Annotated in this window: 21 protein-coding genes; 8 read left to right on the top strand and 13 right to left on the bottom strand. The window is 72.5% G+C overall.

What is annotated here, in order from left to right; translation table 11 throughout:
- Positions 1-80 precede the first annotated feature (80 nt).
- The 8 genes from hemC to hemE all read right to left on the bottom strand — a co-directional run bounded on the left by hemC (position 81) and on the right by hemE (position 6,658).
- Positions 81-1,127 (bottom strand): hydroxymethylbilane synthase, encoded by a 1,047-nt coding sequence (hemC, locus tag ACTJKO_RS12135; RefSeq protein WP_440689001.1) that lies wholly within the window; start codon positions 1,125-1,127, stop codon positions 81-83.
- On the bottom strand, positions 1,124-2,359 hold the full coding sequence (locus ACTJKO_RS12130) for a ferrochelatase (RefSeq protein ID WP_440688999.1): 1,236 nt from the start codon (positions 2,357-2,359) through the stop codon (positions 1,124-1,126). Before ACTJKO_RS12130 ends, hemC begins: the two co-directional genes overlap by 4 nt.
- Positions 2,356-3,081 (bottom strand): hydrogen peroxide-dependent heme synthase, encoded by a 726-nt coding sequence (hemQ, locus tag ACTJKO_RS12125; RefSeq protein WP_440688997.1) that lies wholly within the window; start codon positions 3,079-3,081, stop codon positions 2,356-2,358. The genes ACTJKO_RS12130 and hemQ overlap by 4 nt, the downstream gene beginning before the upstream one ends.
- A gap of 57 nt (positions 3,082-3,138) precedes the next feature.
- Entirely contained in the window at positions 3,139-3,369 is a 231-nt protein-coding gene (locus tag ACTJKO_RS12120) for a DUF3618 domain-containing protein (protein WP_440688995.1), read from the bottom strand.
- A 36-nt stretch (positions 3,370-3,405) separates the two neighbouring features.
- Positions 3,406-3,864 carry a phage holin family protein gene (locus tag ACTJKO_RS12115; protein WP_440688993.1) on the bottom strand — a complete coding sequence of 153 codons (459 nt, stop codon included), beginning with the start codon at positions 3,862-3,864 and terminating at the stop codon, positions 3,406-3,408.
- Complete coding sequence (locus tag ACTJKO_RS12110; protein ID WP_440688991.1) at positions 3,861-4,115, bottom strand: hypothetical protein; 255 nt, start codon at positions 4,113-4,115, stop codon at positions 3,861-3,863. Before ACTJKO_RS12110 ends, ACTJKO_RS12115 begins: the two co-directional genes overlap by 4 nt.
- A gap of 99 nt (positions 4,116-4,214) precedes the next feature.
- A complete protein-coding gene (locus ACTJKO_RS12105; protein ID WP_440688989.1) occupies positions 4,215-5,537 on the bottom strand; it encodes a protoporphyrinogen/coproporphyrinogen oxidase in 1,323 nt (440 codons plus the stop codon).
- Positions 5,534-6,658, bottom strand: coding sequence for a uroporphyrinogen decarboxylase (gene hemE / locus ACTJKO_RS12100; protein ID WP_440688987.1), 1,125 nt, complete (start codon positions 6,656-6,658; stop codon positions 5,534-5,536). Before hemE ends, ACTJKO_RS12105 begins: the two co-directional genes overlap by 4 nt.
- A 90-nt stretch (positions 6,659-6,748) precedes the next feature.
- On the opposite strand from hemE, the gene ACTJKO_RS12095 reads away from it, so the two are divergent.
- Positions 6,749-8,071: a glutamyl-tRNA reductase gene (locus ACTJKO_RS12095; RefSeq protein ID WP_440688985.1), complete on the top strand. Its 1,323-nt coding sequence runs from the start codon at positions 6,749-6,751 to the stop codon at positions 8,069-8,071.
- Positions 8,072-8,088: 17 nt separating this feature from the next.
- A complete protein-coding gene (locus ACTJKO_RS12090; protein ID WP_440688983.1) occupies positions 8,089-8,499 on the top strand; it encodes an NUDIX hydrolase in 411 nt (136 codons plus the stop codon).
- A gap of 3 nt (positions 8,500-8,502) precedes the next feature.
- Here ACTJKO_RS12090 and ACTJKO_RS12085 read toward each other — a convergent pair whose 3' ends face one another.
- Complete coding sequence (locus ACTJKO_RS12085) at positions 8,503-8,778, bottom strand: hypothetical protein (protein WP_440688981.1); 276 nt, start codon at positions 8,776-8,778, stop codon at positions 8,503-8,505.
- A gap of 102 nt (positions 8,779-8,880) precedes the next feature.
- Here ACTJKO_RS12085 and ACTJKO_RS12080 point away from each other — a divergent pair, with 102 nt between their 5' ends.
- From ACTJKO_RS12080 to ACTJKO_RS12070, 3 genes are all read left to right on the top strand, one after another.
- Complete coding sequence (locus tag ACTJKO_RS12080; protein WP_440688979.1) at positions 8,881-9,579, top strand: DUF4232 domain-containing protein; 699 nt, start codon at positions 8,881-8,883, stop codon at positions 9,577-9,579.
- 19 nt (positions 9,580-9,598) lie between these two features.
- Entirely contained in the window at positions 9,599-10,012 is a 414-nt protein-coding gene (locus ACTJKO_RS12075) for a GNAT family N-acetyltransferase (protein WP_440688977.1), read from the top strand.
- A gap of 107 nt (positions 10,013-10,119) precedes the next feature.
- Positions 10,120-11,406 carry an alpha/beta hydrolase gene (locus ACTJKO_RS12070; protein WP_440688975.1) on the top strand — a complete coding sequence of 429 codons (1,287 nt, stop codon included), beginning with the start codon at positions 10,120-10,122 and terminating at the stop codon, positions 11,404-11,406.
- A 23-nt stretch (positions 11,407-11,429) separates the two neighbouring features.
- On the opposite strand, the gene ACTJKO_RS12065 is transcribed toward ACTJKO_RS12070, so the two are convergent.
- Positions 11,430-11,774 (bottom strand): YciI family protein, encoded by a 345-nt coding sequence (locus tag ACTJKO_RS12065; protein ID WP_440688973.1) that lies wholly within the window; start codon positions 11,772-11,774, stop codon positions 11,430-11,432.
- 22 nt (positions 11,775-11,796) lie between these two features.
- On the opposite strand from ACTJKO_RS12065, the gene ACTJKO_RS12060 reads away from it, so the two are divergent.
- The gene (locus ACTJKO_RS12060; RefSeq protein ID WP_440688971.1) at positions 11,797-12,624 is read left to right on the top strand and encodes a phosphotransferase family protein; all 828 of its coding nucleotides are present in this window, start codon (positions 11,797-11,799) and stop codon (positions 12,622-12,624) included.
- Between the two features lie 6 nt (positions 12,625-12,630).
- Here ACTJKO_RS12060 and ACTJKO_RS12055 read toward each other — a convergent pair whose 3' ends face one another.
- Together ACTJKO_RS12055 and ACTJKO_RS12050 are read right to left on the bottom strand one after the other, a co-directional pair.
- Positions 12,631-13,587, bottom strand: coding sequence for a serine hydrolase (locus ACTJKO_RS12055; protein WP_440688969.1), 957 nt, complete (start codon positions 13,585-13,587; stop codon positions 12,631-12,633).
- Positions 13,587-15,551 carry a M13 family metallopeptidase gene (locus tag ACTJKO_RS12050; RefSeq protein WP_440688967.1) on the bottom strand — a complete coding sequence of 655 codons (1,965 nt, stop codon included), beginning with the start codon at positions 15,549-15,551 and terminating at the stop codon, positions 13,587-13,589. The genes ACTJKO_RS12055 and ACTJKO_RS12050 overlap by 1 nt, the downstream gene beginning before the upstream one ends.
- Positions 15,552-15,632: 81 nt before the next feature.
- On the opposite strand from ACTJKO_RS12050, the gene ACTJKO_RS12045 reads away from it, so the two are divergent.
- Entirely contained in the window at positions 15,633-16,970 is a 1,338-nt protein-coding gene (locus ACTJKO_RS12045; RefSeq protein ID WP_440688965.1) for a uracil-xanthine permease family protein, read from the top strand.
- A 15-nt stretch (positions 16,971-16,985) separates the two neighbouring features.
- Here the strand turns inward: ACTJKO_RS12045 and ACTJKO_RS12040 are convergent, their stop codons facing one another.
- Positions 16,986-17,657: a GAP family protein gene (locus tag ACTJKO_RS12040; RefSeq protein ID WP_440688963.1), complete on the bottom strand. Its 672-nt coding sequence runs from the start codon at positions 17,655-17,657 to the stop codon at positions 16,986-16,988.
- On the opposite strand from ACTJKO_RS12040, the gene ACTJKO_RS12035 reads away from it, so the two are divergent.
- The gene (locus ACTJKO_RS12035; RefSeq protein ID WP_440688961.1) at positions 17,650-19,005 is read left to right on the top strand and encodes an MATE family efflux transporter; all 1,356 of its coding nucleotides are present in this window, start codon (positions 17,650-17,652) and stop codon (positions 19,003-19,005) included. The two genes, ACTJKO_RS12040 and ACTJKO_RS12035, sit on opposite strands and share 8 nt — an antisense overlap.
- Positions 19,006-19,332 lie beyond the last annotated feature (327 nt).

Genomic DNA, 19,332 nt, shown 5'->3' with positions numbered 1-19,332 from the left:
AGGCACCGCCGCGCGGGACGAGGACGACCGGGGATCGCGCCGCGTCCGTGGCGGTGGCGACGGCGTGCGTGGCGACCGTCCTACCCGGCCGGGGTGGCCAGGCCCGGGCCCGCGGTGTGCGGGCCGTCGGTCGTGTCGTCGGCGACCGAGGAGGCCAGGTCCGCCAGCTCTGCGGCGCCGTTCTCGAGGAGTTCGGCCGCGACGCGGCCGCCGAGTGCGAGCGCCTCGTCGAGCCGGTCCTGCGCGGAGCCCTCGAGGACGGACGCGTGCGACGCGGTCCGGTACTCGGTGCCGTCGGGACGGTAGACCGTCGCCGACACGAGCAGCAGCTCTGCGTCGACGATCGCGGTCGCACCGATCGGTGCGGAGCACCCGGCCTCGAGCTTCGCGAGCACCTCGCGCTCCGCGGCGACCGTCAGCCGGGTCGGCGCGTGCTCGATCTTCCGCAGCGCGGCGAGCAGGTTCCGATCGGACTCGTCCGCACGGGTCTCGATCGCGAGCGCGCCCTGTCCCGGAGCACTCGGCCAGAAGCCGAGGTCGAGCATCTCGGTGGCGACGTCGAGCCGGTCGATGCGCGTCAGTCCGGCGGCCGCGAGCACGACGGCGTCGAGGTCGTCGTCCACCCGGCCCAGCCGCGTGTCGATGTTGCCGCGGATGTCCACCACGTCGAGGTCGGGACGCTTCGCCTTGAGCTGCGCGACGCGTCGAGGCGAACCGGTGCCGACCTTCGCGCCCTCGGGCAGGGTCTCGATCGTGGCGGCGTTCCGGGCGACCAGGACGTCACGGGCGTCGGCACGCTTCGGGACGGCGGCGATCGTCAGCCCCGGGTACGGTGCCGTCGGGAGGTCCTTGAGCGAGTGCACGAGGACGTCGACCTCACCCGCGACCAGGGCCTCACGGAGCGCGCTCGCGAACACGCCCGTACCGCCGAGGCTCGCCAAGGAGGCGCGGTTCGTGTCGCCCTCGCTCGTCACCGTGACGAGCTCGACCGGACGACCGGAGGCCTTCGCCAGGCGGTCGGCGACGTCCTGCGACTGCGCGACCGCGAGCCGGCTGGCCCGGGTGCCGAGGCGGATCGGGGCCGGGCCGTCCGTCGGGGTGGTGCCGGTCACAGCGGTGTCGGTCACGGTGCGAGTCCGGCCGCGGCCGGCTTGAACCCGGCGCGCACGTTCTCGCAGCAGCCCGGGCGGCACACGTCGTACCACGGCCCGAGGTCCGTCTCGTGCGGACGCTCGCTCGTCGGCGTGCCGTTCACCCGCTCGAGCACGAGGTCGACGAGGCCCGCGACGTAGGCCGGGTCCACCCCGGGGGTCTGGGTGCGGACCGACCAGAAGCCGAGCTCACGGGCGGTCTCGGTGGCCTCTTCGTCGAGGTCCCACATGACCTCCATGTGGTCGCTCACGAAGCCGAGCGGGACGATCAGGACGGCACGCGTCGGGCCGCCCTGCAGCGTCTCGTTCATGTAGTCGTTGATGTCGGGCTCGAGCCACGGCATGCTCGGCGGCCCCGAACGCGACTGGTAGACGAGCTTCCACGCGGGCTTGCTCGTGCCCCGCAGCGACTCGTGCTCGGGCTGCTCGAGCAGCTCCGCCCAGGCCTGGTCGAGGACGACCTGCGCCACTGCGAGGTGCTGCGCCTCGTACGCGCCGTGCTCGCCGAAGCCGCGGAAGTCGGGGCCGGAGCGAGCGGCGTCGGTCGACGGGATCGAGTGCGTCGAGAACAGGACGTGGATCTCGGTCGCGGGGTCGATGCCGTCGTTCTCGGCGATCGCCTTCGCGAGGCCGTCGCGCACGCCGTCGACGAACGGCCGGACGAAGCCGGGGTGGTCGAAGAACTGCCGGACCTTGTCGATCTTCACGGTGTCGATCAGGCCGGTGGAGTCGAGCACACGCGCGAAGTCCTCGCGGTACTGGCGGCAGCTCGAGAAGGACGAGTACGCGCTCGTCGCGATCGCCAGCAGCTGCCCGTAGCCCTTGTCCGCCGCGTCACGGACGGCGTCCTCGAGGTAGGGGTCCCAGTTGCGGTTGCCCCAGAGGACCGGCAGGTCCACGCCACGGTTCGCGAGCTCGGCCTCGAGCGCTGCCTTGAGCGCCCGGTTCTGCGCGTTGATCGGGCTCACGCCGCCGAAGTGCCGGTAGTGGTGGGCGACCTCTTCCAGACGCTCGTCCGGGATGCCACGACCACGCGTGACGTTGCGGAGGAACGGGATGACGTCGTCCTGGCCCTCCGGACCACCGAAGCCGGCGAGGAGGATCGCGTCGTACGCGACCGGCACCTCGACGTGTTCGGGCCCGGCGGCGGCGGCCGGCGTCGCACCGATGACGGCCTGACCGTTCGTGATGTGGGACGTGTCGGTCACGAGAGCACCTCCGGCAGCTCGGCGGTCGTCACCCGACGACCGGTGAAGAACGGGACCTCCTCGCGCACGTGCAGGCGCGCCTCGGTGTAGCGCAGGTCGCGCATGAGATCGACCAGGTCGACCAGGTCGGGGCTCTCGAGCGGCAGGATCCACTCGTAGTCGCTCAGCGCGAACGTGGCGATCGTGTTCGTGAGCACGCGGCGGTACTTCGCTCCGGCGATCCCGTGGTCGCGCAGCATCGTCGAGCGCTCTTCCTCGGGCAGGAGGTACCACTCGTACGACCGGACGAACGGGTAGACGGTGATCCACGCCTCCGGGTCCTTGCCGCGGAGGAACGCGGGGGTGTGCCGCTTGTTGAACTCGGCTTCGCGGTGCATCGCCATCGCGTGCCACACCGGCTCGGCATCCTGGAACAGCCCCGTGCGGCGGATCTCGCGCAGCACCGCCTGGATGGCCTGCGCGTCGTCGCCGTGCAGCCAGATCATGACGTCGGCGTCCGCGCGGAAGCCCGAGACGTCGTAGAAGCCCCGGATCGTCACGCCGCGCTCGGCAGCGGCGGAGACCACGGCGTCCAGCTCGGCCACCGCGTCGTCCCCCACCCGGTGGATCGGACCGAGCGGACGGCGGAACACGGCCCACAGCGCGTACGCGGTGAGGAGGTTCGGGTCGATGCCGTCAGGGGAGGTCGCGTGTGCGTCGTGCGTGGGCACGGTGGAACTCATGTGTCCATTGTCCTATCGGTCACAAAGGTGACGCCGCTCCCCTTTCGACGGCGAGCGCTACCGCCGTCGGAGCACCGCTACGACGATACCCCCGACCACCGCCACGCCCGCTGCGAGCCCGGCCAGGTACGGCACGGGCTGCTCGTCGAACCCTCGCTTGACCTTCGCGGCCGCGATGCCGAGCTGCTTCGGGACGTTGAGCTTGTCCTCGATCGCGTCGAGGGTGTCGAACAGCTGCGCGCGGGTCGCCGCGACGCGGTCGGCCAGGTCGTCGTGCTGATCGGTCACGTGGGTCCTCCGGTGTGGGTGATGGGGTCCGGCTCGCTAGAAGCGGCCGTCGACGTCCGGCTTGCGGGCACCGTACCGGTTCGGCGGCGTCGGCTTCTTGCCCATGCCCTTCACTGCGTTGATGTCGTTCTTGACGCTGTCGATGGTGCGCTTCGGCGTGATCGGGAGCCCCTTCTTGAGGCGCTTCCACCCGAGCCACCCGAGGATCCCGGCGACGATGAGCATCACGACGGCGATCACGATGGCAGCGAGCCACGCGGGCATCACGGTGGCGAGTCCCATCACGGCGGCGGTCAGCAGGACGCCGATCGCGTAGAGGACGATGACGAGCGCGCCCACGAGCAGACCGGCGGCGAGACCGAAGATCTTCGCCTTCGTCAGCATCTCGGCCTTGAGCAGGTTCAGCTCGCCCTTGACCAGCTCCTTGACGAGCTTGGGGACGTCGCCGACCAGACCGAACAGCGAACGCGGCTTGCGGTCGCGGGTGTCCGTCATGAGGTCTGTTCGTCCTTCTTCTGCCCGACCTTGCGGACGACCTTCTTCGTCTGCTCGCCGACGAACTCGGCGACGTCAGGGGTCTTGTCGGCGATGAAGTCCTCGGCGACGTGGACGCTCTTCTGGACGCCGTTGCTGTTCCAGATCTTGCCGCTGACGGTCTTGATCTGCTCGTACCGCGCCCGTCCGGCTCGCGATCCCAGGACGTACCCGAGAGCGGCGCCGGCGACGAACAGGAGCTTGCCTCGCATGTGCGATTCCTCCGTTGGGTCAGTGTGCGGTGGTCATGCGCCGAACGGAATACGTCCGGCGTTCCTGCAACAGTAGCCCTCTCCTCGTCTGTGGTCCGCTCAGGAATCCAGGATGCGTTCAGCAGCGGCGCGCGAGGACGCCACGATCCCGGCCAGACCCCGGCCCGCGGACGCCTCACCGATCCCCACGACGCCGTCCGCCAGTCCGGCGGCCGTGGTGTCCGGGCCCTGCCAACGGACGCTGGCGGCGCCGACGACGGACGCAGGGGTGACCGGGACGCCGAGGAGGGCGGTCGCGTCGTCGGTGGCGCGCCTGCCGGTCGGGTCCGCCGGGTCCACCGGGCGGCTCGTGCCCACCCGGGCGGCGTCGTCGTCCGCCGCCGGGACCGCGTAGCTGAGCCGGAGGACGTGGCGCCCCTCGGCGGCCTCGGCGAGCCACGGCCACTTCACCGTAGAGTGGGTGATCGCCTTCGCGCGGACCCCGGTGGCGTCCGGGTGCACGAGCATCCCGGTGCCCCGAGGAGCGGCGTCCAGCTCGGGTCGGTCGACCACGAGCGTCACGAGTTCGATCCCCGTCCGGGCGGCAGGGGTGGTGCGGTCCGGGTCGGACGTCGAGGACAGGACGTGCTCCGCCACGAGTCGTTCCGCTCCGCCGTCCGCGGTCACGACGTCGACCGCGTGCTGTTCGACGGCCGTCGCGCGGGCGCCCATCCGGACGTCCACGTGGTAGGTCTCCATGTCCGCGACGAGCTCGTCCACGAGCCGCACGATCCCCCCGCGGATGCCCTGGACGGCGGACCCGGCGGTCGCCCGTGCCCGGAGCGCGAGGACCGCGCGCGCGAGCGATCCCTCGCGGAGCATCGCCGCCCGGAGCCCCGGCGCCACCCGGTCGGGGTCGAGACGGTCCGGGTGGGTGGAGTGCACCCCGGCGACGATCGGCACGACCAGGTCGTCGAGGACCTGCGCGCCCATCCGCGTCCGGACCATCGCGCCGAGCGAGGTCGCCTTCGACCCGACCGGCGACGGCAGGAGGGAGTCCATCTGCGCCCGGAGCGCCGCGCGCTGCCCCACCACGGCCAGCACGTCCGCGGCCATCGGGCTGCCCGGGATGCCCAGGAGTCCGGTCTGCGGGATCGGGAAGGTCCGACCGTCGCGGGTCATCAGCCACGCGCCCCGCGGGTCCGGCGTGGTGACCTCGTTGCCCAGCCCGAGCTCGATCGCCAGGCGACCGACCGCGTCGTTGCGGGTCGCGAACGAGTCCGCCCCCATGTCGAGGTCGAGTCCGGCGACGGTGTGCCGACGGATCATCCCGCCGAGGACGTCCGAGGCCTCGACGAGCACGACGTGCGCGCCGCCCTTGGCGAGGTCCCGCGCGGCGACGAGGCCGGCGACCCCGCCGCCGACCACCACCACGTCGGTCACGCGGCGGCCTCGGAGGGCACGTCCGTCCCGTCGCCGAGCTCGTGGACGAGCGACACGACGCGGGTGAGGACCGCCGGATCGGTCTCCGGGGGGACACCGTGCCCGAGGTTCACGACGTGCGCCCGTGCGGTGCCCCCGCGGCGGACGACGTCGCGCACGTGGGACTCGAGCACCGGCCAGGGCGCGGCGAGCATCGCCGGGTCGATGTTGCCCTGCACGGTGACGCCGGTACCGACACGACGGACGGCCTCGTCGAGCGGCACGCGCCAGTCGACACCGACCGCGTCGACGCCCACGGTGTCCGTGCCGAAGGTCGTCATCTCGTGCAGGACCTCACCGCTGCCGACACCGAAGTGGATGCGGGGGACGCCGAGGTCGGCCACGTGCGCCGACGCCGCGGCGGAGTGCGGGGCGACCGACCGGACGTAGTCGGCACGGGACAACGAACCGACCCACGAGTCGAAGAGCTGCGCCGCCGACGCGCCGGCGAGCACCTGCGCGCGCAGGAACGCCCCCGACACCTCCGCCGCCCAGGCGAGCAGGCGCGACCAGGTCTCCGGGTCGCTGTGCATCAACGTGCGCGCGCGGATGTGGTCCTTCGACGGACCGCCCTCGACGAGGTACGCCGCGAGCGTGAAGGGCGCTCCGGCGAACCCGATGAGCGGTGTGCTGCCGAGCTGCTCGACGGTCCGCGACACGGCGTCCGAGATCGGCGCGAGCGCGGCGGCGTCGAGCTGCCCGAGCGCGTCGACGTCGGCGGCGGTCCGGATCGGGGACCCGAGCACGGGGCCGCGACCGGGGACGATCTCGACGTCCACGCCGGCGAGCTTGATCGGCACGACGATGTCGCTGAAGAAGATGCCCGCGTCCACCCCGTGCCGACGGACGGGCTGCAGCGTGATCTCGGAGGCCATCGCCGGGTCGAGGCAGGCGTCGAGCATGGCCGTGCCGACGCGGAGTTCCCGGTACTCGGGCAACGACCGGCCCGCCTGGCGCATGAACCACACCGGCAGCGTCTCCGGCCGGTCGCCACGGAGCGCGCGGACGAGCGGCGAGCCCGACGTGCGCCCGGACACGAGCGGGTGCGATGCGGGGAGGAGGGTGGTCGGTGCGTCGGTCACCGGACGATTCTCCCATCGGCGAACAGGGCGTATCCCGAGCACGCAGGACCACGATCGGGGCCGGACGGGATGCGAGTTACCATGGGGGACGTGCTCATCTGTCTCACGGCGTCGCACCGCAACGCCAGCTTCGACCTCCTGGAGCGACTGAGCATCGGCGCACCGAACGCCGCGAGCCGTCTCGTGACCGACTCCGACGTGCTGGACGGAGCCGTCGTCCTGGCGACCTGCAACCGCTTCGAGGCCTACCTCGACATCGCTGGGGACGACCGCGACTCCGCCGTGTCGGCGACCGTCGATGCCGTCGCGGCCGCGAGCGACCTCGACCCCGCCGACGTCCGCGACTCCGTACAGGTGCTCGGCGGCAAGGACGTCGTGCAGCACCTCTTCGCCGTCTCGAGCGGCCTCGAGTCCGTCGTCGTCGGCGAGACCGAGATCTCCGGGCAGGTCCGGCGGTCCCTCGAGGACGCCCGGTCCAACGGCACCACCACCTCTGACCTCGAACGCCTGTTCCAGGAGGCCGCGCACACCTCCCGCGGCGTCAAGACACGCACCCGGATCGGCGCTGCCGGTCGGTCGCTCGTGCGCCTCGGCCTCGAGCTCGCGTCGTCGCGCGTGACGGACTGGGGCCGCGCCCGTGTACTCCTCGTCGGCACCGGCAGCTACGCCGCCACGACGATCGCCGCGCTCCGGGACCGCGGGGCCACGACCATCCAGGTCTTCTCCCCCTCCGGACGCGCGCCCTGGTTCGCCGCGAAGCACGACCTCGTCGCTGCGACGGACCTCCGGCAGGCCATCGCCGCGAGCGACGTCCTCATCACCTGCACCTCCAGCGAGGTCCCGGTCGTCGAACCGGCCGACCTCGACGACGGCGTGCGTCGCATCGTCATCGACCTCGGGCTCCCCCGCAACGTCGACCCGGACGCGGCCGATGTCGACGGTGTCGAGCTGCTCGACCTCGAGACCATCAGCATCCACGCCCCGATCGCCGAGCTGAACGCGGAGTCCGAGGCCCGTGCGATGGTCGACGACGCCGTCTCGCGCTTCCGGGCCCAGGCGCTCGAGCAGTCGACGACGCCGGCGCTCGTGGCGTTCCGCAAGCACGTCTTCGACATCCTCGACGACGAGATCGACCGCGCGAAGCGTCGCGCCGACGGCGACTCCGAGTCCGCCGAGCAGACCGAGCGCGCGCTCCGGCACCTCGTCGGCGTCCTGCTGCACCGCCCCTCGGTCCGAGCACGCGAGCTCGGCCGCGCCGGTCGCGGCGAGGAGTTCGTCGGCGCGCTCGACGCCCTCTTCGGCGTCCGTCCCGAGCCCGAGGCGGAGCTGCCGTCGCCGGTGGTGCCGCTGGCGGAGCGCACCGCGCCCGAGCGCACCGTTGCGGACCGCTCCGACGAGGCGGACGCGAGCTGAGCCTCCCGTCCGACCCGGTGACCCTGCGGGTCAGCGCACTGCTGCTGGTGCGCGACCGCCGCGTGCTCATGGTGCGCGCACGTGCCCGCGACGTGCTCTACCTGCCCGGCGGGAAGGCGGAACCGCACGAGACCGACCTCGAGGCCGTCATCCGCGAGGCGTACGAGGAGACCGGCCTGCGGCTCGTCCCCGAGGACGTCGACGAGTTCGGCACGGTGACGGAGCCGGCGCACGGGCAGGCGCCCGGAACCCTCGTCGCGATGACGCTGTTCCTGGTCCGGTCGGGAGGCGCGCTCGACTCCGTCACGCCCGTCGCCTCGGCCGAGGTGGACGAGGTGGAGTGGGTCACCTCCGCGGACGCGGACCGCTGCCCGCCCGCGGGCGTCGAGACGCTCCGCCGCCTGGTGGCGGCGGAGCTCATCGACTAGTCGTCAGAGCAGGTCGCGGTCGGTGTAGTGCCCGATCTCGCCGTCCTGCGTGGGTTCGGCCTCGCCCGGGATCTCGGACTCGACGTACTCGCCCTCGCCGTCGCCGCCCTCGGGCCGGACCTCGCCCGGGATCTCGCTCGAGACGAACTCGCCGGCGGGTTCGTTCGACTCGACGTGCGGCTCGCCGGGGATCTCGCTGTCGGTGAAGGATCCCGCCCGCGGCTCGACGCCGTCGGATCGGCCCTCGTCGCCGCGTGCCTGCTCGTGCTTGCCTGCCATGTCGACCTCCGTCGCTCGCATCCTGGTACGTGTCGTGAGTGTGCTCGTGACGGCTGGGTGCATCCCGAATCCTGTACCCCGCGCCGGTGGTTGCGTTGGGTCATGCACCATCGCGATCGGGTCCCACTGCTCGTCGCCGCCGGTCTCGTCGCCGTCGGTGTCCTGGCCGGCTGCTCGTCCGGTGGCGGTCGTGCCGCGTCGCCGTCGACCGTGGCCAGCTCCGCGGTGCCCTCGGCCTCGTCGACGGCCGACGGGGCGACCTCGGCTCCGAGCGGGGCGGCGACGGGTGGTGCGACGACGGGTGGTGCGAGCGCACCGGCGTCCGCCCCGACGGGAGGCGGGAGCGGCGTCGCCGCGACGGCACCGTGCTCCGCCGGTTCCCTCCGGGCCGGCGAGGAGGCCGGCAGCGGCGGAGCGGCCGGGAGCACGTACACGCACCTCACCCTCGAGAACACCGGGACGACGAGCTGCACCTTGCAGGGGTGGCCGGGTGTCTCGTTCGTCGGTGGCGGCACGGGCACGCAGATCGGTGCCGCGGCGTCCCAGGACCGTGCGTCCGCGCACCCCACCGTGACGCTCGCGCCCGGCCAGGAGGCCGTTGCCCCGCTCAAGATCACGAACGCGCAGGACTACCCCTCCGCGAAGTGCCACCCGGTCACCCCCGACGGGTTCCGCGTCTACCCACCCGGGTCGAAGCAGTCGCTGTACGTCGAGGACCGGGGACACCCAGCGTGCCGTTCGACCGCCGTCACGATCCTGAACGTGCAAGCGCTCGTCCCGCAGGGCCAGGCGGTCGACTGAACTCTGCGACGATGGCTCGATGCTGATCGTCGCGACCGAGCGCCCCGAGCGTGGAGAGCTCCTCGCCCTGTACGACGCCGTGGGTTGGACGGCCTACACCCGTGATCCCGAGCTGCTCGAGGACGCCATCGCGGGATCGCACACGGTGCTGACCGCCCGGCAGGACGGTGTGCTCGTCGGACTCCTCCGGACGGTGTCGGACGGCGCGACGATCGCCTACGTCCAGGACGTGCTCGTGGCCCCCGCGGCGCAGCGGCAGGGCATCGGCGGCGCGCTGCTCGACGAGGCGCTCCGGCGGTACGACCGGGTCCGCCAGACGGTCCTGCTGACGGACGCGGACCCCGGCCAGCGTGCCTTCTACGAGTCCCGCGGCTTCGTCGAGGCCCACGACGCGACGCCGTCGCCCCTGCGGTCCTTCGTCCTCCTGCGCTGAGCACCGTCGTGTCAGGCCGTCCGCGAGCGCGCGGGTCGGACCGGATCAGCAGCCCGGCACCGGTACGCTCACCTCGCCCGCTGCCCTCCGCCCTCGATGGACGACCCGTGACGATCTCGCTGCTCTCCGCCCACACGCTCCTGGCGAGCTACGCCGTCACCGGCCTGCTCACGGTGGTCCTGCTCATCGTCACGCGACGCTCCTGGCGCGCCCTGCTCATCGCGGCGGCCGTCGGCGCGGGCGTCGGGGTCCTGCTCACCTGGTGGCTCGGCGACGTCATCGACGTCCTGGGCGTCGCACCCACGTCGGTCGACCGCGTGTGGGTGGCGGTCGCGTGCGCGCTGCTCGCCGTGGCCGTCGTCGGGCTCGTCCGCGGGCGGGCGCTGACGAAGGGCATCGCCGCGGTCCTCGTGCCGGCAGCGGTCCTCTCGGCGGGCCTCGCCGTGAACCGGGACGCCGGGCTGTTCCCGACGGTCACCGAGGCGCTCGGTCAGTCCCACATCCGTGCCCTCCGCCTCCCGGACGACCGACACCCCTCTGGGCAGCAGGCGGACGTCGCGCACTGGCAGGCCCCCGCGGACATGCCGCGGACGGGCCGCTACGGTTCCGTGACGATCCCCGGGTCCGTGTCGCGCTTCCCCGCGCGGCCGGCGGTCGTCTACCTCCCGCCTGCGGCACTCGTCGAGCACGCCCCGATGCTCCCCGTGGTCGTCATGCTCTCCGGCCAGGGGCCCGGCGCCGCACCCGCGAACATCGTCGAGGCGGGTCGCATGGCGTCGCGACTCGACGCCCTCGCGGCGGAGCACCACGGGCTGGCGCCCATCGTGGTCATGCCGGACCAGCTCGGCGAGGCGACGCGGAACCCGATGTGCGTCGACGGACCACTGGGCGACAGCGCGACGTACCTGACGCGGGACGTGCCCGACTGGGTGCGGGAACACCTGCACGTCGCTGCCGGGCCCTCGAACTGGGCGATCAGCGGTTTCTCGCAGGGCGGGACGTGCGCGTTGCAGCTGGGCGCGACCGACCCGGACCTGTTCGGGTCGTGGATCGACGTCTCCGGGCAGCTCGGCCCGACACTGCAGGACCGCTCCGACACCGTCGCGCGCGGATTCGGTGGCGACGAACGGGCCTACGAAGACGCTCAGCCCCTGCGGATCCTGCAGCAGGACGCGCCGTACTCCGCGTCCGCGGCGTTCATCGCTGCCGGTGCGGACGACCACCGCTACGGTCCGAACGTGCAACGGGTCGCAGCAGCGGCCGAAGCCGCCGGCGTGCAGGTGACCGCGCACCTCGTCCCCGACGGAGGCCACGACTGGCACACCGCCGGACACGCGCTCCAGGAGGGGGTCGCGTGGTTCATGCGGCGGACGGGCCTGGCGGAGCCGCGCTGAGCTCCCGCCGCTCGCGGGCACCGTCAGGAGTCGGGGTCGTCCATGAACTCGCGGACCTCCTGCGCGCACCGGCACGTCGCGGCCATGTGCCGCGCCCACTCCAGCGCCTCCGCACGCGTCGGCACGTCCACGATGCAGAACCCACCGATGAAGGTGTCCTTCCCGCTCCGGACGGCCGGATCGCGCACCGTGCCGTCCGTCTCGACCACGGCACCGGCGGACGCCTCGAGCAGTCCACCGCCGAACACCCAGACGCCGGCGGCCTTCGCCTCCCGCACCACGGCGTGCGTCGCGTCCGACACCGCCTCGAGTTCCGCTGCCGGGAACACCATCGTCCCCTCGTCGAACGAGATCAGGTACTTCGTCATGGCGTGAAACTACGCTGACCGGATGCCGCCGCACACCGCCCCGACCGCCGTCGACCTCGGTGCCCGTCTGCTCGGCCGCCCCCTCGAGCACGACCGCGTGCTCACCGGCGGCCAGCACGCGCGGACGGTGATGGCGGACGACGCCGGTCGACGGGTGGTGGTGCGGACCTTCCCGCGCGGCGACGACGCCGTCCGGCGGGAGGTGGCGGTCCTCACCCTCCTCGGCCCGCTCGGCGAGCTGGCACCGTCGGTGCTCGCGCACGGCCAGGTCGACGGCGTCCCGACGATCGTCACGACCGCACTCCCCGGAGCGCCGCCCGCGGACGGCCTCGACCCCATGGTGATCGCCGAGCAGATGGGCGCGGCCCTGGCGCGCATCCACCGGATCGCTCCCGTCGGGCTGCCGGACGAGTCGAGAGCCCCGACCCGGCACGCGGGTCGGCTGGCGGCACGGGCGCGCGAGGCGTGGGAGCGCACCGACCGCACCCGAGTCCTCACGCACGGGGACTTCTGGTGCGGCAACGCCGTGTGGGACGGCGCCGTCCTCACCGGCATCGTCGACTGGTCCGGCGCCATGTCCGCCCCACGGGGTGTCGACATCGCCTGGTGCCGCCAGGACCTCGTGCTGCTCGGTGCGCCGGACGCGGCGGACCGGTTCCTGCGCAGCTACGAGGTCCACGCCGGACGGCTCGTCGACGACGTGCACGCGTGGGACCTGATCGCGGCCTCCCGAGCGGACCCGTACGTCGAGACCTGGGAGCCCAACTACCTCGGCATCGGCCAGAGCGGGGTGACGGCACCGGTCATCCGCAGCCGGTTCGACGCCTGGGTGCGCCACCTGCTCGGCTGAGGACGATCAGCGGTGCGCCGGCTCGTGCACGGCCTCGAGCACCTCGGTGCCCATCGTCCGCAGCGCTTCGATCACCGCCAACCGTCGCTGGAGCGAGGCGTCGTCGAACGTCACCGTCACCGCGTAGCTCACCGACGAGCCCGGGCCGCGCAGGATCCCGGTCTCCGCCCGGACACCCGTGCTCGACCCCGTCACCGAGACGACCTGCAACCCGTGGTCGAGCGCCCGGTGCGCCAACGGGTCGAGTCCGAACGACCCCGCCACGAGGCTGAGGTCAGCCGCCAGCGAGAGCCACCCGAGCACCCGGTTCGACACCGCTTCGTCCACGACCTCGCCGAGCGCCAGCCCGCGCATCAACCAGCTCAGTTCGCCGGTCGAGGCGACGGAGGCGTCCGGGGCGTCGTCCGGACCACGGCGGTCCCGGACGCGGTCGATGAGTGCGGTGCGCTCGATCCCCAGGGACTCCGCACGCTCACGGACGGCGTCGATCCCGACGGTCGACACGAGCGCATTCATGGCCCAGGCGTCGGCGGTCGCGCCCACCAGGGTCGCGAGGTCGGACACCTGCATGGTCGGCTCCTGCAGGAACTGCCAGAGCCCGGCGCCGGTCGCGGTGTCCCGGGCCATCCGTTGCAGTCGGTCCCCGTGCAGCCCGCCGTCCTCGAGCCGCGCCGCGACCTCGACGAGGAGCAGCACCCGCCCGAGGCTCGCGACCGGCTGGACGAGCCGGTCGTCCACCGCCAGCAGGGCCTTGCCGCTGGAGGTGTCGATGACGGAGGCACTGACGGACGCACCGTCACGGGCGATGGTGCCCAGCGCCTCCAGGGTCGACGCGAAGCGGTCGTCCGCACCGCCACGGTGCCGACCGCGCGCGCGACCCTCGGCGCCGCCGGCGTGCTGACGTCGACGCGACCGCCGAGCCGCTCCGGGCTCCGAGGACGGAGCCGCGTCCGGCTCGGCCATCACCAGATCGAGACGCGCTCGGCCGGGTCGAGGTACATCGCGTCCTGCTCGGTCACCCCGAAGGTGTCGTACCAGACGTCGATGTTCCGGACGACCTGGTTGCACCGGAACTCGTTCGGCGAGTGCGGGTCGATGCTCAGCAGGCGTGCGGCTTCCTCGGGACGGATCGCCATCCGCCAGGCCTGCGCCCAGCTCAGGAAGAACCGCTCCGCGCCCGTCAGTCCGTCGACCACCGGCGGCTCCTGGCCGTCGAGGGAGATGAGGTAGGCCTTCCAGGCGATCGACAGACCGCCGAGGTCACCGATGTTCTCGCCGATGGTGAGCGCGCCGTTGACGTGTCCGTCCGGCACCTCGGTGGGGACCAGCGCGTCGTACTGGGCGATGAGCGCCTTCGTACGGTCCTCGAACGCCGTGCGGTCCGCCTCGGACCACCAGTTCTCGAGCCGGCCGTCACCGTCGTACTGCGAGCCCTGGTCGTCGAAGCCGTGGCCGATCTCGTGCCCGATCACGGCGCCGATCGCACCGTAGTTCGCGGCGGGGTCGCGCGTGGCGTCGAAGAACGGGAACTGCAGGATCGCCGCAGGGAACACGATCTCGTTGAAGCCCGGGTTGTAGTACGCGTTGATGGTCTGCGGGGTCATGAACCACTCGTCGCGGTCGATCGGCTTCCCGATCTTGCCGAGCTCGCGGTCGACCTGGAAGCTCGCGATCGCCCGGACGTTGCCGATGAGGTCGTCCGCCGAGACCTGGAGCGCCGAGTAGTCCCGCCACTTCACCGGGTACCCGATCTTCGGCGTGAACTTGTCGAGCTTGTCGAGGGCACGCGCACGGGTCTCGTCGGTCATCCAGTCGAGGGCCGTGATGCTCTGCCGGTACGCCTCGACCAGGTTGGCGACGAGGTCGTCCATGGCCGCCTTGGAGGTCTCGTCGAAGTGCTCCTGCACGTAGACGCGACCGACGGCCTCGCCCATCGCCCCCTCGACCAGGGAGACGCCGCGCTTCCAGCGCTCGCGCTGCTTCGGAGCGCCGGTGAGGGCGGTGCCGTAGAACGAGAAGTTGGTCGCCGAGAACGCGCTCGTCAGGTAGGCCGCGGAGGCGCGGATCACCTGCCAGCGCAGCCAGTCCTTCCACATCTCCAACGGCTCGTCGCGCAGCAGCCGGGCGAGGCCGGTCACGAAGGAGGGCTCACGGACGACGACGGTCGCGAAGGCCCCGGCGGGGGCGTCGATCGCTTCCCACCAGTGCTCGAGCCGGATGTCGGGGGCCAACGCCGCGACCTCGGCCCACGGCAGCTTGTTGTATGTCTTCTGGCTGTCCCGCGTGGTGACGTTGTCCCAGTGCTGCGCGGCGAGGGCGGTCTCGAGCGCGATGACGTTGTCCGTGCGCGAACCACCGTCGGCGAACCCGGCGAGCGGGAACATCGCCGCGACGAACTCGCGGTACTTCGTCCGGATGTCGGCGAACCGCTCTTCGCGGTAGTAGGACTCGTCGGGCAGCCCGAGACCGGACTGCTCGAGGAACACCACGTAGGACTCGGGGTCCCCCGGGTCGTTGTCGACGAAGAGCTGCAGGAAGCTCGGCAGCCCGAGGCGCTCGAAGCGGCCGACCGTGCGGACGACGCCCTCGACGGAGTCGATCGCCGCGATCTCGGCGAGCAGGGGCTCGATCGGGGCGGTCCCGAGGGCTTCCAGCCGCGCTTCGTCGGTGAAGGACGTGTAGAGGTCGCCGACCTTGCGCTCCTCGGTACCGGGGGCAGCCTGCTGCGAGCGCTCGATGATGTCCCGCACGGCGAGCTCGGCTTCCTCGGCCAGCACCGTGAACGAGCCGTACCGGGCCTTGTCGTCGGGGATCGGCGTGGCGTCGATCCACGAGCCGTTCACGTGGCGGTACAGGTCGTCCTGCGGGCGGACCGTGGCGTCCAGCTCGTCGGTGTGGATCCCGGAGGTGCTTGCGACGTCGGTCATGCGGACAACGATAGCCACCGTCGCCATGATCGAGCAGGGCGGGCGCCGTCACCTGTGGACAGCTGCCGGTACGGTCGTCGCATGGGACTTCCGTGGAAGCTGCACGGGGACGGCGCCACCGTCTCCGCGACGACGATCGTGGCACCGGACGAGCGACTCAGCTGGGGCCGGACGATCGGGCTGGGCGTGCAGCACGTCGTGGCGATGTTCGGCGCGACCTTCCTCGTGCCGCTCCTGACCGGCTTCCCGCCGTCCACGACCCTGCTCTTCAGCGGCATCGGCACCATCCTGTTCCTGCTCGTCACCGGCAACCGCCTGCCGAGCTACCTCGGGTCGTCGTTCGCGTTCATCGCGCCGATCGCCGCCGCGACGAAGATCGGCGGCATCCCGCTCGCGCTCTCCGGGATCATCGTGGTCGGCGCGCTCCTCGCGGTCATCGGCGCCGTGGTGCACCTCGCCGGCGCGGGGTGGATCGACCGGCTCATGCCCCCGGTGGTCTCCGGCGCGATCGTGGCGCTCATCGGGTTCAACCTCGCCCCGGCCGCACGCGACAACTTCACGAAGGCACCGGTCGTCGCCGTGATCACGCTCTCGGCGATCATCCTCGTGACCGTCCTGTTCAAGGGCCTCGTCGGGCGGCTGTCGATCGTGATCGGCGTCGTCGTCGGCTACGTCGCGGCGCTCATCGGCGGCGAGGTGTCGTTCGACGCGGTCGGCAAAGCCGCCTGGATCGGACTGCCGGAGTTCACCGCGCCGGCGTTCGACGCGTCGCAGTTCGCGATCTACCTCGCGTTCGTGCCGGTCGTGCTCGCGCTCATCGCCGAGAACGTCGGACACGTCAAGGGGGTCGGCCAGCTGACCGGGCGGGACCTCACCCCGCTCACCGGGCGTGCGCTCTTCGCCGACGGCATCTCGACCGTCCTGGCCGGCCTCGGCGGCGGATCGGCGACGACGACCTACGGCGAGAACATCGGCGTGATGGCGGCCACCCGGGTGTTCTCGACGGCGGCCTACTGGGTCGCGGCGATCGTCGCCGTCCTCCTCGGGCTCTCCCCGAAGATCGGCGCGGTCATCTCGTCGGTCCCGCCGGGGGTGCTCGGCGGGGCGACCACGGCGCTGTACGGCCTGATCGGTGTGATCGGCATCCGGATCTGGGTGGAGAACCGCGTCGACTTCGCGAAGCCGAAGAACCAGCTGACAGCGGGCATCGCGCTCATCATCGGCATCGCCGACTTCACGTTCTCGTTCGGCGAGGCCAGCTTCGGCGGCATCATCCTCGGGACGGTCGCCGCGATCGTGGTCTACCACCTGATGGACCTCGTCGGCCGTGCCCGTGGCACCGACGAGCCGACGCCCGCGGTGTCGGACGAGGCCCACGCCGCCACGGGTGGCATCCCTGCGGAGCCGCGCCGGGACTGACCTCCGGGCAGCCGCTCACGCCGCTGCGTGCAGGCCCGCCAGACCGATGGCGAGCTGCACCACCGCCAGCACGACGAGCACCGCCACGAGTGACAGCGACCCCCACCGGGCGATCCACCTCCGCATTCCGTCCAGCGCGCGCCGCGCATGCGACCCGAGCGTCGCCGCGAGCAGGATCGGCAGGAGTGCCGTCGACCCCGACACCAGCACGAACAGCGCCCCGGCGACGACGGTCTCGGGGGCGCTCGGGTCGGCGTCGCCGAACGCGAGGCCGGCGGCGAAGACGAGCACGAACAGCTTCGGGCTGAGGAACAGCAGCCCACCGAGCCCGAACGCCCGAGCGGGCCCCACCGCCTCCATGGCGTCCGCCCACCGGGTGCTCGCCGGTGAGCCGTCCGGCAGGGTGCGCCGCACCCACTGCCACACCGCGAGGGCGAGGAGCAGGACGGACGCGCACAGCGCCACGATCGCCTGGACCGGTACGCCGTCGTCCGACGGCGCGGGCAGCCGCTCCCCGAGGAGCACCGAGACCACCAGCGCCACCACGATCGTCGTGATCCACCCCACGGCGCACGCGACCGCAGAGCCGTGACCACGCCGCTGCCCGAGCAGGAACACGATCGCGGCCACGGTCAACGGGCTCGACGCGATGCCGACCGCTCCCGGCACGAGGGCGAGGATGTCCACGACCGGAGCGTATCCCCGGGAGAATGTCCCGGTGCGTCGTTCCCCCGAGACCAGGTCCGTCGACCGGGACATCGTCCGGCTCGCCGTGCCGGCCCTCGGGGCGCTCGTCGTCGAACCGCTGTTCCTCATGACGGACACGGCGCTCGTCGGCCACCTCGGGGCGACCTCCCTCGCCGCCGTGGGCCTGGCGGGCGCGGTGCTGCAGACCGTCACCGGGTTGCTCGTCTTCCTCGCCTACTCGACCACGCCGGCCGTGGCCCGTGCGCTCGGTGCTGGGGATCGACGAGGAGCCGTGCACGCCGGCATCGACGGGATGTGGCTCGCGCTGGCGCTCGGGGTCGTGCTGGCCCTCGCCGGATGGCCGCTCGCCGGACCGCTCGTGTCCGCGTTCGGGGCGTCCGGTGCGGTGTCCGCGCAGGCGACCGCGTACCTCCTCCTCTCGCTCGTCGGGCTGCCGGCGATCCTCGTCGTGACGGCGTCGACGGGTCTGCTCCGGGGGCTGCAGGACACGAGGACGCCGCTCGTCGTGGCGACGATCGGGTTCGTGGCGAACGGGCTGCTCAACGCCGTGCTCATCTACGGCGCGGGGTGGGGTGTCGAGGGCTCCGCTGCCGGGACGGTCATCGTGCAGTGGACGATGGCGGCCGTGTACGTCGCCATCGCGGTGCGGGCCGCGCGTTCGTCGGGCGCACCGCTCCGTCCCGGGGCCTCCGGCGTGGTCCGCGCGCTGCGCTCCGGCGCGTGGCTGTTCCTGCGGACCGCGTCGCTGCGAGTTGCGATGCTCGCGACCGTCACGTCGGCCACCGCCCTCGGCACGACGGGGCTCGCCACGACGCAGGTCGGCCTCACCGTGTTCTCGACGTTGGCGTTCGCGTTGGACGCCCTGGCGATCGCCGGGCAGGCGCTCGTCGGCCACGGGCTCGGTGCCCGCGACCCCGGGCGGGTCCGACTCGTGACCGGGCGCCTGGTCGTGCTCGGCATCGTCGGCGGGGTGCTGCTCGGGGTGCTCACGCTGCTCGTCAGCGGGGTGCTCGGCCCGGTGTTCTCCGACTCGGCGGCGGTGCGCTCGGCCCTGCCGACGGTCCTGCTCCTCATCGCGGTCGGCATGCCGGTCGCCGGGTACGTGTTCGTGCTGGACGGGGTGCTCATCGGGGCTGGCGACGCCCGGTACCTCGCGATCGCGGGCGGCGTGAACCTCGTGGTCTACCTGCCGCTGCTGTGGTGGGCGGGTGGGACGCTCGCCGGCTTGTGGGCTGCGTTCGCGTTCGGGTACATCGGCATCCGTGCGGTCACCCTCGGGGTCCGTGCGCACCGCCGTGAGTGGATCGAGGTCGCCCTGGCGCGCTGACGGACGGGAGGCGCGGTGCAGGTCCGGCGGGCCGGTGCGGCATCGGCGGCGGCGCCCGGCCCGCGCTGCCAGCCCGCGCGGACTCCGAACGACGTTGTCGACGTCGTACGACAGCGGAGATGTCACCCCCGCGTGCACGCAACAGTCCGCGCGCGCACGCAACGACTTTGCCGACGTCGCACGACAGCGACAATGTCGTACCGAGTCGGCCACGCCGTGCCGCCCGCGCCACCGCCCCGCGCGGACCCCGAACGACATCGTCGACGTCGTACGACAGCGGGGATGTCGCCCCCGCGCGCACGCAACAGTCCGCGCGCGCACGCAACG

Source organism: Curtobacterium sp. 22159, assembly GCF_052045775.1.
Lineage (GTDB): Bacteria > Actinomycetota > Actinomycetes > Actinomycetales > Microbacteriaceae > Curtobacterium.
The sequence above is the reverse complement of the archived record's forward strand: the minus strand, read 5'-3'. Positions and strand labels throughout refer to the sequence as shown.